Here is a 15,732-nt window from a genome sequence, read left to right as displayed (position 1 = left end):
GTCAGTGCCTCCCTTCGCTTTTACCGGGTGTAACGGTCCCTTGATTTGCGCGGCGGTCCAAACTTTTCAGGAACCGCCAGATCAGTTTTGGTCGCAGCAGGCTATCGGGATAAAGAACCGCGCCGCACAGGCCTTCGAAAACGGCGGTCGACTTGCGCCCATATTGGAATTGGTTGCGAACGCCTGACCAAAAGATATCAATCTGACGCTTGCGCAAAAGTCGACGCAGCCTTGACCCGTAGCGCGCCTTCATATCCGCATTGGCCGCAACCTTCTGAATGCTGGGCACACGGCGGGCAAAAACGGACCCGCGCGCCTGATGATTGGCCCCGCTGGCCACCTGTCGGTAACGCAGCAGCGGCGGCCCTTCGACCACGGCGAACTCTCCCAGCAGCGCGATACGGCACCAGAACTCCCAATCTTCGCCTTTTACAAGGCTTTCGTCATATCCGCCTACCCGCTTTGCACTGTCAGTCCGAAGCGCCAGAGCACCGCCATTCACCACAAAATTCTTGCACAACAGCGCGTCCAGCTGATCCTGAGCAGGAACCAGTGCCCTGTTATCCGTGCCGCGCATGACATGGCCGTCGACAGACATACGCTGCACACCGGCCAGCGCGCCCACTGCTTCGGTGCGTGTCAGAGTGTCATAGTAGCGCTGCAACGTTTCGGGGTGCAGCAGATCGTCAGCATCAAGAAACAGAACAAAGGCCGTATTCACGTGTGTTAGGCCCATGTTTCGCGCTGCGCTGACACCCTTTGACGGCCCTTTCACCACGCGAAAACGGACGTCGCGCCGGATAAAGTCTTCAATGATGCGGGCCGTTCGGTCAGTCGAGCCGTCATCGATGCAAATCACCTCGAATGCCCCAAAGCTCTGAGCGCTGACGCTGTCCAGCGTTTCAGCGATGTACGGCTCCATGTTTCGGGCCGGGATGATGATCGAAAACGTGGTGTGCTGCATGTTATCGGCCCCCGACCCGGTCGACCTTTACAGCTGTGTTGCTGTATTCAGCGAATTCAAACCGCAACAAGCCAGCTATCATGCCAGCGCCCCGAAATATCTCCAGCAGGCCGCGAAACCACCTGGCCTGCGAGCCGAAGCCAAGACACAGGCACATCGTGCACCCCCACCCCAAGGCGCCAAGGCTTTTGACCACCCGCATCCCAACAGCCTTGCGTCGGATCAGGGCAATGCGGCTCAGCGTGTTGCCCTTGCGAAACCAACGCCGCCCCAGCCACCGGATCGTGGTGCGGTTTTCGGGAACGTCATCCCAGACCAGAGCATCTGCCGCCGCGCGGATCGTGCCACCACCGTCGCGCAGACGGGTAAAGAACTCTTCGTCCTCACCGCCCGTGATGTTGAAACGCGGATCGAACCGCAGCTTTCGATCACGGATGACGGCCGCCCGCACCATCGAATTGTTGGTCGCCGCCGACACCAATTCCACCCCTTGATCATAGGGTCCCATACGAAACAAGCTCAGGGTATCAACCCAGGCTGGCGGGGCTTGCCTATAGCGCGGCTCAACCGGGCCCTGAACTGCGACCGTGTCGGGCAGGCGCATAGTTCTGAGCATTTCTGCCAGCCAGACTTGCGAAACCTCTTCGTCATCATCAAGGAAAGCAACAAAATCGGCATCCCGGGGTACTTCGGACAAAGTGCGATTCCGGGCCGCCACGATACCTCGAGTCGGCTCGGTCACATAGATCACCGGCCAGTTCGACAGGCTTTGGATATCCCCCAACGTTGCTTGAGCCGTGGCTTCGGGCGCGTTGTCGGCGATCACCAGCGTCACATGTACCCGTTCATCGATAATGCTTTGCGCGTTCAGGCTTTCGATCAATGCCCGCAGCCCCTGCGGACGCAGATACGTTGCGACGCAAATGGCCACATGCGGGCCGGGTTGTGTTCTGCGTTCACCGCTCATACCCGGCAAGCTCCAATGCGCGCCCTGCCAGCCTGTCGAACCGGGCTTTGTCTGCCTTCGACCAGGCCGCCCAGCGCTTGACCGGGTTAAAATCTGCGGCTTTTGCCTGCGGCTGCCACCGCGCGTCGTCTGACGCGTTTGACCGTGACGACCCGCGCACCGGCAACTGATCGACCCTATCCCAGGGGAAAACTTCCGGGTTCAGCCCGGTATGGGCCAGCATGTTCGTAACAAAAAGCTGCGGGTCAGCGACAATATCCTCATACCGCACAACCACCGCGTCTTCGGTCTCATTCGCGCCGCCTTCGGCGAAGGTTGTTATGGCCTCGGTTCCAAGTCGCCACTCATCCGCCAACTGGCGGAAGGTTTTGCGAGTCACGGAATACCGCGAAAAGGTATTGAGCGTTGAGTCCACCACATCGCGCCCATCCCTGAGACACAGGATCAGTTTGGCGTCCGGGAAGATATAGGGCGCGAGGGTCAGGTTATGCACATGTGGACATTTCAGCAGGATGTGCTTGTCCGGCGCCTGCGCCTGCAATTCCCGAAACCACGCCCCGGCCAACATCGCCAGAAGATCGTATTTCTCAAGAACCTCGCCGTTTCGCGGAAAATACCTGAGGAAATCCCGCCCAAACGCTACTGCATCATCCGCCGCATGCAGTAGTGGAAACTCATAAAGCCGTCCGGCATCCGCCGCCACATCCGGGTGCATGGCCACCAGATCGCGAACAAAATTCGTGCCCGAGCGCGGCATGACCCCGAGTACGAGGATCGGAGTGTTGATCTTGCCGCGTGCACTGCGTGCCAAGGCTGCAAGGCGCACGCCCTCATCCGGGGAAATCGGTGGCAAGAAGTCTTCGATGTCCAGAAACCGGGCACCGAGAAGGCGCCGCGCGATATGACCCATCTGGTTGATGCGCATCTCTCCGAAGGTCTGGGCGGCCTGACTCAATCGCATGGGTTACACGTCACCCTTCCGCTCGCGCCAAGTCTGCCAGGGCAATTCCGAACGGCCCGTGACCTGCGCCACAAACTCCATATCGGGAGTGAAGAGGTCGGTCAGCCTCTGGCGCGTCTCATCCTTTGGCGGTGCTATTTTGGTTTTCAGATGCTCTTTGTTCATGGACAATGCGTGTTTCAGGCCCGGCAAACCCTTCACCGTCCGAACAGCACTTCGCATTCCCAGGGACCGCATCATATCACCTCCACGGCGTAGAGTACGCTGCACAGCAGGGTTCCGATACGTTACGGTTTCATGTTGGCGATCAGACAGCGAAGCCGGGTTCGGGTCGGGTGCAATCGCAAGGTGGCGGCAGATTTGATCGTATGTTCGCTTGGGGTTTTCCGAAACATCCTCGGAAAACAGCAACAACAACGCGCTTCGGTCAAAACAGGCAAGCCAACGTTCAAGGTTCGTTTTATACTGGCTTTGCCGCGCATAGGCCGGATTCCTTGCCAGAGCGTCTTCGAACGAGATGGAGGATGCGATATGCCCTTTGCGGATTTCATGCAAATGGTTGGAATAAGCTCTTTCAACCGGATCGCGCAGGATGCAGATCAACTTTAGGTCTTTGTTGTAGTCCCTTGCCCGCTGCGGGGCGTCCAGACTGAAAAAATATGTCGGAGAGCACTCGCCCTTGATCGTACCGGCGGGGCCATCAGCGAAACAGCTTTCATACCAGATGTAGCCCCTGTCGTAATTTGCGGTAAAGAAGTTGAGCTCTTTGGTGTCGCCCATGGTCACGGCGGAATGATCCGACAGGACATGATGCAGCCAGGTCGTCGCAGCTTTCTGCGCACCGATTCCAATGAACTCGACCTTACTCACAGCGAACCTTTCAAAACACACCAACCGACCGCGGGTGGCGGTAAGACTCAAACCTATGGCGGCTGTCTGCCCCTACCTGCGGCCAAAACGACTGGGGACGTCCTTGCGCAACACAATGCTGAGCGCATGAGGCAGGGTCCGCATGTATCTGCGAGCCAGATGGCGCGGGCCTGTGGCGACACGGTGCAACCACTCCAATCCAAGGTTTTGCATCCATTCCGGAGCGCGTGCATAATCGCCAACAATATAGTGGAAACACCCGCCACAGGTCACGATCCAGGCACAATGCGTCAGTTTTGTCGCAACCCGTTCCGCAAAAAACTGTTCTTTCGGCTTACCCAGCCCGACCCACAGGATATCTGCACCGCTGGCATTGATGTCAGCCACGACTTCGTCTTCTTCGGACGGATCAAAATAGCCATGTCGCCGTCCGGCTATGGTCAGGTCAGGATACATCCGGGTCAGCTTTTCGGCACAGTCACGGTTGATTTCTTCAACACCGCCCAGCAGATAAAAACTCAGACCGTTCTTTGCAGCGACCTTGGCCGCCGAGTGGATGAAATCCGTTGTCGCGGTTCGTTCGGGGATGCCAAAACGGCCATATGACAAGCGCGACGCCCAGACAACAATCTGGCCGTCCGCATGGATAATATCGGCCAAATCCATTGTTTTGGCGAAATCTACATCGCTCTCATACAGCGAAATCGCCTGTGCGTTTGACGAAAAGACAGTCGTCGCACGATTGAGTTTACCGCACCGCCGCCGCTGCACGTCCTCAAGCATGACGTCTGTCAATTCGTCGGCACCCGCGATTGCAACTTGCATGCCCCCGACAAAGGCATGTGGTAGGCGTCTATCAAGGATCTTATTCATGTACAAAGCCAACTGGTAACAAACAACGAAAGTGAAATCAGGTTAACAGGCCCATCGATTCTTGCTAGGAAATTCATCGGTTCTAAGCCGGATTGTTTCGAATACTGTGTGTATTTGCGCGTTTTCTGTCAAACTTGCTTACTTTTCACCGTCAATTGTGGTTTGCTCTACGCATTGTTGAATTTTTCTGGCCCGCAGACTGATGGCGGTGACGCAATGTGTTGTCCGCCAGACGCGACCGGGCTGACCTGTACTATATCTGTGCCAAATGTTGTTATGAGTTATGACTGATCAGTATCGCAGAGGACTGGACGTAGAGTTATCGGGTGTAGGGCAAGCCGCTGCCGGCGATCCCGAGCTAAGAATGCTGTCCAATGTTGCCTGGGCCGTCCGCCGATCCATTCTGTGGATTCTGGCGCTGGCTTTTGGCGGTGGGGTTTTGGCATATCTATTCACCTACACGACCGACACACGCTTCACCTCAAGCGCCAAGGTCATGATCGAAACCCGTGTGCAGACGGAAACGGCGTTCACGCCGCAGGTCTCGGGCTTGCCGCTGTCGCTGACATCCCTGGAAAGCGAATTGCAGCTGCTGCGGTCCACAGACCTGATTGAAAGCGTAGTCGAACGCCTGAATTTGCAAAACGATCCCGAGTTTGCCGGAGAGGAAGGCGGAATTACCCTGAACCCGATCGCGCTGGCGCGCGGGTTAAAGAATGCTTTGGTCGATACGTTCTCGGGCGGTGACGATGCGGCTGCTGACGGCGATACACGTTCCGAGGAAGAGATACGCCGCGAGGCGGCCGTTGAAAACCTGCTAAGATCAAGGCGTATTGAACAGGTCGGGGACCTATCGGCCGTATACGAAATTCGAGTGACCGCCAAGTCGAAACACAAGGCCGCTGAGATCGCCAATAGCCTGGCATCGGAATACCTGACCGTTCTGACCAGAATGAAGCGCGAGGCGCTTGGGCAATCGCAAGGCTGGTTGGCCATACGCATAGGTCAGTTGCGGGAGGATTTGAACAAGCTCAGCTCGGACCTTGAGACGCACTCTATCGAAACGCCGTATTCCCCTGATGAGTATGCAACCATCAAGGCACAAAGAATCAAGGCGGAACGGCGATCTTCACTGGCCAACGCATCCCTGCTTGAGCTTCAAGAGCAAACAAACACGATCACCGAGTTGCGCAATCAGGGCAATCTGCGCGAAGCAGTTGATTATGCCGCCCAGGTCGGGCTGTTGTCACGCAGTGCCAGCAGCGACATCACAGACGATGCGGCCATCACCGCGCTGGATGCGATACAGCAATCCGCCGAACGGAATATAGATCAATTGAATGCCCAACTGGTCGGCCTGCAACAAAGTATCGAAACCTTCCGCGAACAGCAGGCTCGGCAAGTGCAGCACGACTCGGTCACCAAACGGATAGAAAACGAGATCCTGGTAACCGAAACTATCTACCGGGATTTCGTTTCACAGCTGGGCCGTAGGGCGGAACAGGCCGACTATCTGGATGCGGGCGCGCATATCATCGAACGGGCTCGGCCTGCTATTGATCCGTCGGAACCCAGACGCTCGCAAACAGCGATCCTTGCCATGTTCGCGATCGTCTTCTTTGGTCTGATCGGAGTCATTCTGCGTGAGGTCTTCCAGAAACGGCTCAGGACCACATATGAATACGAAAGCACAACCGGGGCCAAGCTGTCTGCGATTGTGCCCGAGGCCAAAGAAGACCCGCCGTTTGAGACCTTTTTTATCCATGACGGCAAGCTGGACCCGGAGATGCAGCATTTCGGTCGCAAGCTGCTTGCCAGCAGCGATGTGGGTCTTCGCGTTTCGAACACGCAAAGCGAGCCTGCGGCACAAACCAGCATGATTTTTTCGAACCGTTCGGATGGAAAGAACAAGCTTTCCAACTCAGACACGCAATGCGTGATCTTTTCGGGTGCTTCCGCGCTGCCGGACGAGGGCAAAACCTCATCACTTTTGTTGTTGGGCGCTGTCTGCGCCAAGGCGAATTACCGTACTCTGATTATAGATTGCGATACGCTGACCTCGGCCTATCGCGACTATTCCCGACTAACGCCCGACGCATTGCAACACGCCGGAACAGATCCGGAGTTTCTTTTGAACTATGTTGTCGGTAGCCCGCAGGCGGGGCTGGATATCCTGCCGCTGATCTGCGGCGAGGGAGAAGAGGCCCAAACAGTCGCCGCAGATTTTTTATGCTCACCGGCGTTCCTTGATCTACTGTATTCGCTGTCGAATATGTATGACGTCATTCTTCTGGATACCCCGCCGCTGCTATCGGCTGTGGAATCGGCTTATCTGTCGCAAATCTCCAACCGCGTCCTGTTGTTTACCCGATGGAACAGTACCCGCGAGAATTCGATGTTGCAGGCGATCCGAGAACTGGAAAATGTGGGCGTGCGACCATCCGCATTGGTGGCGACACGCGTCGACCTGAAGAAGGCAAAACTTTATGGCGACCCAAATTTCGGTTGAGGGGCTCATATCCTATCTTAGGTCTACCGACCCACCGTCTTTTGTGAGGATTGAGCACCTAAACCGGAAAAAATCATACGGTCGTTCAAAGGTATCGATTACCATTACGGCACCGCCGAACGACCGTTTTTTTGAAAAGTGAGTAACCAGTTTGCAGGTTTTAGCGAGTGAAGTAGATTTCGATACTTACGATGTGATTGTCGCGGGCTCCGGTCTTGCCGCCTATGCAATGGCACACCGTCTTGGTGTTCACGGCAAGACCGTCATCATGCTAGAGACCGGAGAAGCCGACTACAACGAAGACGTCCAGTCCAATTTCGCCAACATACGGGGTCGCGGGCATCTGGAAGGATCGCATTGGCCGTTGCATTGGGTGCGCGCATTGGGTGGGACGTCAGCCGTTTGGGCGGGCCACTGTTCGCCGATGACCGAGCGCAACTTTCAGCAATGGCCAATTGCGCGCAAGGACTTAGAGCCCTACTACGGTATCGCCGCAACGCTTTTGGGCAGGGCTGATCCGTTTCTGACCTATTCCTCTGCATTTGCGCCCGGTTTCATGTATCGGCCAAAGTCCACCGAGGAGGCTCTGCGCCTGATCCGGGAACCGCAGCTATATGAACAGCTTCCCACAGCGGATATGGCACTTGGAACGACGCTGAGTCAGTTGCACCCCAGGGGCGACCGCCGCGGGGTCGAGGCCATTTCGATCTACACGCTCGGGGGTGAGGTCAAGAAAATCAATCTTCGACCGGGACAAGCCGTTGTTCTGGCAGCCGGCGGCATGGGTAACGCCCAAATTCTTCTCAGCTCGCAACCTGAAAGCGGGCCTGCAGTCGGCAATGAGACCGATCAGGTTGGACGCTACTTAATGGAGCATCCTCATTTTCCGGATTGCGCAAAGCTAATCGTCAACAGCAACTTCCAGCTTCCGGCGGTTCCTGCTGGGTTTGGTGAGCGGCTGGATGTGCTTGAGGCTGACGAAGACCTGTATCAAAAAGTCGGCGGGCTGGACGTGTCCATCGCCCTGTACCAGGGACGTCTCAATTCCGACGATCCCGTCGAAGCGATGTTTGCCCGCAAATGGGGGGAAGACGCTGTTGCATACGGAACCATCGTTGTGGCGGAAATGGACCCCGAGCCGGAAAACAGAGTCACCGTGACGCAAGGAACTGATCCTTCAGGCTTGAAAAACCTGCGGACGTATTTCCATTTCGGCACACGCAGCTTCCGGGCCGCCGATACCTTTGTTGAGACCTTGGGCGAACGTCTGATTGCCTCTGATTTCGGGCGGCTCCGCATCTCAAACGAAAAGATCGTGTTCGGCGTTTCCGGGGGTGGCCATACGATGGGAACCACGCGGATGGGGGCCTCGCCGCGCACAAGCGTCGTTGATGCGGATTGCCGCGTACATGGTTATGAGAATTTGTTTGTGGCCGGTTCGTCGGTGTTTACGACCAGCGGCCACGTCAATCCAACGTTGACCCTGATGGCTCTTGCGGCGCGTTTGGGTGATAAACTGGGAGTGCCGAATGATGTTTGACAGGTTATCTCGCAGAAACCTTTTGTTTGGAGTTGGTGGCTTCGCCGTTGGCAGTGCCGTAACAGGTGTTGTTGGTTTTCGATTTCGCGACGAAGTTCGGAGACTTCTTGGCGTATCACGCCCGAATATCAATCAGCTTGCCTCGGCAATTCGGGAGGATGACGAATGGCTTCTGACCCCTGAAGACCGCGAAGAACTTGGACGTCAGATCGCGGAAAGGAAGGCATCTGAATAGACCGCCCCGAAACAGCGGCACAATCCTTATTTTGGGACGTCACCCTCATGCAGAATACGGCGTGAGAACAGAAAGTTGATGACCATCCCTGCAAGTGTCGACGGCACCAAAGCAAGCACAGGATAGGTGCTGGCGATATCATTCACCCTGATCACGGCGACAAAAACAGTATAGTTCACTGCCATCCCGAAACTCATCGCCAGAACATAGCTGATAAACTCTTTCACGGACGGGGACACCTTGGTCGCAAACGTATAGGTTCTGTTCAGATACCAGGTCGTGGTCACAGCCCCCAAAAAGGACAGCAGCCGTGCAACCTCTGGCGCCCAGTTCAAACCCTCTGTCGCGATGAGCAACAATCCGGCATCCACCACAAAGGCAACTGCACCCACGATCGCGAATTTTAAGAACTGGAACGAGGGCATCCTTGGAAATCCGCCTTTACACTCTGTTTTTTCGACGCACGTTCACGCCGACCGATGAAATCCCCCATATAATGAGGCTAAAGCCTTGCATCGGAGTTTTCATCGGAAGATTTGGTCGGAATCGGTTTAGTATGTTGAGTGCGTTGAAACACAAGCAATGTTGCCAGGAAAGGCAACAACCAGATGACCCGCGCCTGATATCGGTGGTGCGGGTCCGACAACACGCCGCAGATCACGGCGTTCATCAGCAGTGTTGCCAGGATCAACACGGTCAGCGCCACCGCCGTGTTTGATAATGAACGGCCACCAAACATGTACGCAATGGCGATCAGACTGACAACCGCAGACGCATAGACAAGCGTCGACAGGAATGTGAAGGGATAGCCACCACCAACGGCTAGCGATGCGCTAAATCTGCTCAGGCCAGAGCCAGTCATGAAGTACGGCGCGCTTTCAGCCAAGACCCGTTTGGCAGTGTCGAACTCGTACAAGCCGAACATGCCAAATTGTCTTGCCGCATTCCCAACCGAAGCCTTTATCTGCATCATCGGGTCTGCAAGCGCGGCAGTCAGGAAGACCGAGAAATCTTCGTCACTCAGCCTTCGCTTCGTAGCTTCATCCGCAGACTGGTAATAGCCGTTCCTGTCCCAAAGAAAGAGTTGCGAACTTCTGGTATCCAGAGGCGCGGCGTCGCAGATTGCAAACGCGTGCCCGCCGCAATCATTTGCTACCATCTCGGCCACCGGGCCATCCTCGATTCCTCGGGCTGTCAGGAACGGCAGGCTCTGCGGCCAACTGCCGAACACGACTTGCGAAACGACAGCAAAGACAAAGATTGCCGACACCCCGGTGCCCAAAGCCAAAACGGACATGAGCCAACCGGATAGCAGTGGCTTAACGCGTGGCCACAGCCACATGAGCGCCAACAGCACCAACAGACCGAAAGTCAAAAGAATGTGGCTGTTATGAATGGCAATCGCTGCAACCAGAATGACCCAGCAAACTGCAACTTGAACCCTCGTCAGGCTGCTTTTCGAAAAGCACAGCAGAAACAGGCACAGCGGCACCACTGCAGCAAACACATCAGGCATGGCATACGCCGTAAAATAGGGCAGAGGTGTTACTGCAGCACAGATTGCACCCGTAACCAAATAAGGTTTCGCGGGGTTTTCCGGACAAATTTGCCGCACCACAAGCCAAGCTACGTAGCCAACGATCAGCGATTGAATCAGCACCAGGAGGAATGCTTCGGCTTGCAAAGACACAAAGACCAAAGCGCCGTAGTAAGGTGATCGGTACATCGGAATGGCGCGCTGTTCGGGTGCGGCCGTTACAGTCTGTTCGACCGAAGTATCAACCTCCGGGGCGGCGGCCTTGGCAACCGGCGCATCATCGACCCACAGCTTTCCCGCTATGGTTTCTACCACCGCCTTGCCGGCATTGTTGTAACCGCGCGTATCGAAGAAAATAAAGGGGAAGCCATTTATCGCCGCAGGCACAGTCTGCATAACCGCAAAGCACAGCACCAAGATGCACGCCTTAAACGTCGTCAGGTTTGCGCCTTGCGAATGAGGCGCGGCCTTAGCTTTGAGATACGCCATTAAAAAACTTCACTTTTTTAAACCGCCTCAAAACCCGCAAAACACGCGGACCTTGGGCCAACTCTTTACTTACACATGACCTGATCCGTGCCGCAGGTCGTTACTCAGTCAATTGTGTTGTTTGCTGTATGGTCTGCTGTGTCACCTGCTCTACCGAGATTTCGACACTGTCGCCTGGAAGCAACTGAGTCATTTTCTCAGCCCGAAGTTCCTGCAGCTCACCGTCGACAACCCGGAATATCGTAACCGAGTAATCAATATCACTGATCAGGCTTTCGGTGCCGATCTCGCTGGACGCACCAGCCAAGTATTTTGCAATCGTATCCATTTGCAAGCTGGCATCGCGAAGGGCCAAATGCGCATCACGACGCTGCTGCAACAACACAAGGGATCGCTGCTGTTCGTACAGCTCACGGTCGCGTTTTAATCTGGTCAGAACCAGATTTGTGGCAGCCAGATCTTCTTCCACCTCCAACAAACGCGTAGCGGACAACACGGTGGTCCGGCGCGTATCGGCAATCCTTGATCCCGCGGCCAACCCACGTTCGATCAGGCTAATCACTCTGGCCTCTTCCTCTTCATCGGACGCCAAAGCCTTGGCCAATTCGACTTCCTGCTCTTTCAGGATTTCAATGCGTTGCTCGGCCTGATCCTCGGCATCTTCGAAATAGCGCCGCTCACCGGCTTCGTTCTCCTGATTGACGGCTCGGATCCTGATCTGCTCGGCAATCAACTCGTCCAGAACCGCGTTGGACACCGAGACTTGGGCGTGGGCCGGTGGCGGCATGTCCAGGTCCTGCCGCAACTCGGACGTTGTGCGCCAGACCTGAACGATTGCCTGAGCGTGTTGCAGCGCTGCTTGCCCATAGGTGGTTTGCCACCGCATCAATTGTATCGGGTCGATAGTGACATCATCTGCCAACAGCATGCTGCGGACACCGCCAGCAAGCGCCACAGCTTCACGTGCGGTGATGGCCGGACGGAAATCAATCTGCCCTGTGCGCGCGACATCGCCGCCGATTATGATGGGCCGATATCCGTTGCGGGCGACCTCAATCTCATCCCCATCCAGCTGAATGATATAGATTTCACCATTCGCATTATACTGTTTGACAATTTTGCCAGCCGCATCCAACCGAACGAGGCTTTCTAACTCATCAGCCAGCAAACCCTTAGCTTCAAAATGGCCCAACCATTTCAGATTTACGTTTCCATGCGCATCAACGACCGCATCGAAAGACAAGCCGTCGAGGCCGGTCAAGGACAAAGTAATCTGGTCTCCGGGCTCAAGCCTGTAGTCCGCAGCGGCAGGACCGTGCGTCAAAAAAAACAAGCAAACCCCTACACACAGGGTATGAACCCAGGATGAAAACCTGAACTTGGCAGGCTCGGAACAAAATACTCTTTTACTGGTCAACTTCATGATTCTAGCATCACTCTGTTAGTTTTAGCTGTGGCGCTACCGTTCAACGACCTGTGCCGTTGCAAACAGCGCCAACGGTTTGAAACAAGATCTTAACATCCACCCACAGACCAACCTTCTGCGCATATTCAGTGTCGAACACGGCGCGGTGCGAAAACTCGACATCGTTGCGTTCAGACACCTGCCACAATCCGGTGATCCCCGGTTTCATTAGGTTGTAGTCACTACCTGGATACAGCACCTGTTGCTGCGGAAGCATCGGGCGGGGGCCAACAAGGCTCATGTCACCGATCAAAACATTCCAGAGTTGCGGCAGTTCATCCAACGAGGACGCACGGATAAACCGCCCGACCTTGGTAACACGCGGATCGTTTTCTAGCTTTTGCCGGGCTTGCCATTCTTCGGCGGCAGCAGGGCATTCCCTGAGATGGTCCAGGAAAACCTGATCTGCGTCAGTCATCATGGATCTGAATTTTAGAAAATCGAACTCGCGCCCACCCAGGCCAACACGCCGTTGTCTGTAAATCGCCGGCCCGCCGTCCAGTTTCACGCAAATCGCAATCAAGAGCATGAGAGGCAGCACAAATGGCGCGCCTATCAAAACCAGTGCGATATCCAACAAACGCTTACCCTTGGCCGCATAGAAACCTTCGAGATTTGCGCGATTTTGTGAAGCAGGTATAAAATGTTGTCTTGTATTATATATTTCGGTCTCTTCTATCGGAAAAGAACCTCGATTGTGGTTCATAATGACCCCCAAACTTACGCACTGACTACTCAAAAAAACGCCTTAAACCAAGGCGCAGCATAACTTATTCACCCGCGCGCTTTCCCTGAAAGAGGCGAAAGCCGTGAGTTTGAAACTTCTTTTGCTCAATAGATCAACGGCGCAACGCCACCACTTCCGTTGCCCCGTTTTGTCTTGCTTCCCGACTCAATGCCATAAAACGGCCGGGTTTCTGCCACAAATATGTTTGCATTAATTGCCCGGGGTGACAACTTGTTTGTTAACTTTTCCACAAGCCTCACGCATTTGGCCTTGTTTGTGGAAAACCAATCAAACCCGATATTTGCCTATGTAATCATGACTGTAAGACGCGCCCGCGCGTCGCATTCCAACGGGGACGTCAAAATTTCACCGAAGCGCCTAAAAAAACAGCCCGTTACTGTCCGGTTTTGACAGGTAATTTGTTGATAATCTTCACACGCAACTTGCTTTTGGACGCAAGATACAGAAACGCAAGCAGGACGGGCGCACAGAAACCAGCAGCCAGGCCACCGGAAAGAGCCGCAATCGAGCTTGCATCGGAAATCGACAATGCCGCGAAGACGATAGCGGCAAAAAGAGGACCTGACAGTAAATAGAAAATTATCATTCCAGCCTCAATTCGCTTGGATAGCTCTCATCCACTTGTTTCACGCACTGTCCCGATTTTACGCATCATTGTGTCAGTTTTGGGGCAGCACCCTCTTGGTACATGCTAATCCTGGTCACCGACACAAAAAGAAACTCATTAAGAAGGCCTTAACCTTAACATCAATCAGTTCTGTCCACGATACATGGGCGCGCTTTTCCCGGATTTCCAGAACCTATCGGCGATTTAGCACCACCCGATTGGTAAAATCTTGCCCACGGACCCTCAAACTCTTGTTATATTTCGATGTTTTTCGCTCAGGTTTTTGCCCATGACACAAAGCCGCATGCCCTGTTCCATAGGTCGGCCGCCGCAACTTGCCCAAGCCGCACGAGCACCCAAAACATAAAAAACAAACCAGCCGCAAGAAACGTAAGTTGCAGCGTCAGATTCGCTGACGTCGCGGCGGCAATACAAAATGGCGCATATGCTATCGCACCAAGAATGCCGTATTTGAGCTCTGTCGATGACACCCTTAACGGGTCGACCTTTTGACCGATGTAGTAGTAAGCCGCAAAGCTAACGACACCACTGATCAGGAACGCAATCGGGGCACCGGGTGCGCCGAACAGATAGATGATGGCAAGCGACAACAAAGCGTGCACCACAAGTGACGCAACACTCACGCCAAGCTGCAACCCGGTTTTCTTGGACCGCATGAAGGCGTAGCTGAAATAGGCCCCCTGCAAGCCGACAATGAAAGCGGCAGGGGAAAGCAATCTTAGGTACAGTGTGGTTTCGTCGGCAAAGCTCTGTTCGAACAGCAGATGCGTGAACACGTCCGCAGCAAAGACGAGCGCAACAACAATTGGCATTGAAATCAATACGAGGAACGAGAAGTAACGCTCCAGCACGGCGTCGGATGATCGGAGCCCGTTGGTCTCATGCGCTTCGAAGACACTAGGGGCTACGACACGCGACAGTGTCGTCATCGGTAATTTCAGCGCTTTGGAAGCAAGCGTTTGTGCCGCTGCAAAGTATCCGGCCGCATCCATCCCCGCGAAGAGGGCCAGAAGGGACTGAGACGACATCGCAAAGAACGAGGCGCTGGACGACACCACCGCCAATGGGAATCCGAACCGGAAATATGTTCTGAGCGAACCAAGGGATGGCACCACGATGCCGGACCGGCGCAGCGCGAAGACAAGGGCATAGGCACCTGTAATCGCCGCGCCCATCGACATTCCAATCACCGCACTTGCATAGCCCCCGCCATAAACCACAAACGTCACGGCCAGTGACACGCCCAACGCCTGGCGCAGCAAGGTCACGGCGGCGAATTTCGGCCCCTCATTATATTGCCTGAGGCAAACCGTTCCCAGTTCATACATCGCGTGGCTGGTACAAAACACAACGGCCAGGAAGAAACTACTAACCCAATCCGCCGGCAGAACCATCCGAACCAGACCGACGAGACACAGAAGAAACACCCCCAGCAGAGCCGAAGCCCCAAGGACCGTCGCAATTGTCTGCCCCTCAAACTCTGGTGCGTGATGGAATCGCCCGACCGATATGGCCAGCCAATGGAATGTAAACGAAAACAGCAACATTCCAGACAAAAGCGTAAGATTGTATCGCCCGAAGTCCGCAGCGCCCAAAACGCGGGTCATGACGATAAGAATCACAATTGCGATAAACGCCGACAGCATTCTTGGAACAAAATACCATGTCATTTCGGATTGTATCCCATGGTCGGCAACTCAAAACTCACAAACGTTCAACATCCCGGATCAGGCTCGAACTCTCAAAAACTCACCAATTTTTTGCACGCTGGCAATCGTATTGGCAGCGCGCGTTTCCCAATTGGACATGCTGACACCTGTGCATGCCTGCGGAAAACAATACCCCTGATGACAGCCGTACAGCATCCCACTTAGCCGCGACAGGGCTTTTGATCGCATTTGACCTGTCGACGCGTGAGTCTGCTACATTATTATACAACAAGACGG

General features: G+C 54.8%; 14 protein-coding genes. 3 read left to right on the top strand and 11 right to left on the bottom strand.

Features of this window, described 5'->3' with window-relative positions; all coding sequences use genetic code 11:
* Position 1 precedes the first annotated feature (1 nt).
* The 5 genes from ACXAET_RS13695 to ACXAET_RS13675 form a co-directional block, all read right to left on the bottom strand.
* Positions 2-964 carry a glycosyltransferase family 2 protein gene (locus ACXAET_RS13695; protein WP_475185974.1) on the bottom strand — a complete coding sequence of 321 codons (963 nt, stop codon included), beginning with the start codon at positions 962-964 and terminating at the stop codon, positions 2-4.
* Between the two features lies 1 nt (position 965).
* Positions 966-1,931: a glycosyltransferase family 2 protein gene (locus ACXAET_RS13690; protein WP_475185973.1), complete on the bottom strand. Its 966-nt coding sequence runs from the start codon at positions 1,929-1,931 to the stop codon at positions 966-968.
* On the bottom strand, positions 1,921-2,892 hold the full coding sequence (locus ACXAET_RS13685; RefSeq protein ID WP_475185971.1) for a sulfotransferase family protein: 972 nt from the start codon (positions 2,890-2,892) through the stop codon (positions 1,921-1,923). Before ACXAET_RS13685 ends, ACXAET_RS13690 begins: the two co-directional genes overlap by 11 nt.
* A 3-nt stretch (positions 2,893-2,895) precedes the next feature.
* Positions 2,896-3,762 carry a sulfotransferase domain-containing protein gene (locus tag ACXAET_RS13680; protein ID WP_475185968.1) on the bottom strand — a complete coding sequence of 289 codons (867 nt, stop codon included), beginning with the start codon at positions 3,760-3,762 and terminating at the stop codon, positions 2,896-2,898.
* A gap of 72 nt (positions 3,763-3,834) precedes the next feature.
* Positions 3,835-4,635, bottom strand: coding sequence for a WecB/TagA/CpsF family glycosyltransferase (locus tag ACXAET_RS13675; protein ID WP_475185965.1), 801 nt, complete (start codon positions 4,633-4,635; stop codon positions 3,835-3,837).
* Positions 4,636-4,918: 283 nt separating this feature from the next.
* Between ACXAET_RS13675 and ACXAET_RS13670 the strand changes: the two genes are divergently transcribed.
* The 3 genes from ACXAET_RS13670 (at position 4,919) to ACXAET_RS13660 (ending at position 8,919) form a co-directional block, all read left to right on the top strand.
* A complete protein-coding gene (locus tag ACXAET_RS13670) occupies positions 4,919-7,144 on the top strand; it encodes a GumC family protein (protein WP_475185961.1) in 2,226 nt (741 codons plus the stop codon).
* 151 nt (positions 7,145-7,295) lie between these two features.
* Complete coding sequence (locus ACXAET_RS13665; protein ID WP_475185960.1) at positions 7,296-8,684, top strand: GMC oxidoreductase; 1,389 nt, start codon at positions 7,296-7,298, stop codon at positions 8,682-8,684.
* Entirely contained in the window at positions 8,674-8,919 is a 246-nt protein-coding gene (locus ACXAET_RS13660; protein WP_475185958.1) for a hypothetical protein, read from the top strand. The genes ACXAET_RS13665 and ACXAET_RS13660 overlap by 11 nt, the downstream gene beginning before the upstream one ends.
* Before the next feature lie 26 nt (positions 8,920-8,945).
* Here ACXAET_RS13660 and ACXAET_RS13655 read toward each other — a convergent pair whose 3' ends face one another.
* The 6 genes from ACXAET_RS13655 to ACXAET_RS13630 all read right to left on the bottom strand — a co-directional run bounded on the left by ACXAET_RS13655 (position 8,946) and on the right by ACXAET_RS13630 (position 15,456).
* Positions 8,946-9,344: a GtrA family protein gene (locus tag ACXAET_RS13655; RefSeq protein WP_475185955.1), complete on the bottom strand. Its 399-nt coding sequence runs from the start codon at positions 9,342-9,344 to the stop codon at positions 8,946-8,948.
* A gap of 77 nt (positions 9,345-9,421) precedes the next feature.
* Positions 9,422-10,945, bottom strand: a complete 1,524-nt coding sequence (locus ACXAET_RS13650) for a hypothetical protein (protein WP_475185954.1) — start codon at positions 10,943-10,945, stop codon at positions 9,422-9,424.
* A 100-nt stretch (positions 10,946-11,045) separates the two neighbouring features.
* Positions 11,046-12,278, bottom strand: a complete 1,233-nt coding sequence (locus ACXAET_RS13645; protein ID WP_475185953.1) for a polysaccharide biosynthesis/export family protein — start codon at positions 12,276-12,278, stop codon at positions 11,046-11,048.
* Positions 12,279-12,411: 133 nt separating this feature from the next.
* Positions 12,412-12,987 carry a sugar transferase gene (locus ACXAET_RS13640; protein ID WP_475185948.1) on the bottom strand — a complete coding sequence of 192 codons (576 nt, stop codon included), beginning with the start codon at positions 12,985-12,987 and terminating at the stop codon, positions 12,412-12,414.
* A 544-nt stretch (positions 12,988-13,531) separates the two neighbouring features.
* Complete coding sequence (locus tag ACXAET_RS13635; RefSeq protein ID WP_475185945.1) at positions 13,532-13,744, bottom strand: hypothetical protein; 213 nt, start codon at positions 13,742-13,744, stop codon at positions 13,532-13,534.
* 296 nt (positions 13,745-14,040) lie between these two features.
* Positions 14,041-15,456 (bottom strand): oligosaccharide flippase family protein, encoded by a 1,416-nt coding sequence (locus ACXAET_RS13630; protein WP_475185943.1) that lies wholly within the window; start codon positions 15,454-15,456, stop codon positions 14,041-14,043.
* Between the last annotated feature and the right edge of the window lie 276 nt (positions 15,457-15,732).

It is taken from the genome of Ruegeria sp. AWH4_226 (assembly GCF_056159225.1).
This window is presented reverse-complemented; position numbering and strand designations above follow the sequence as displayed.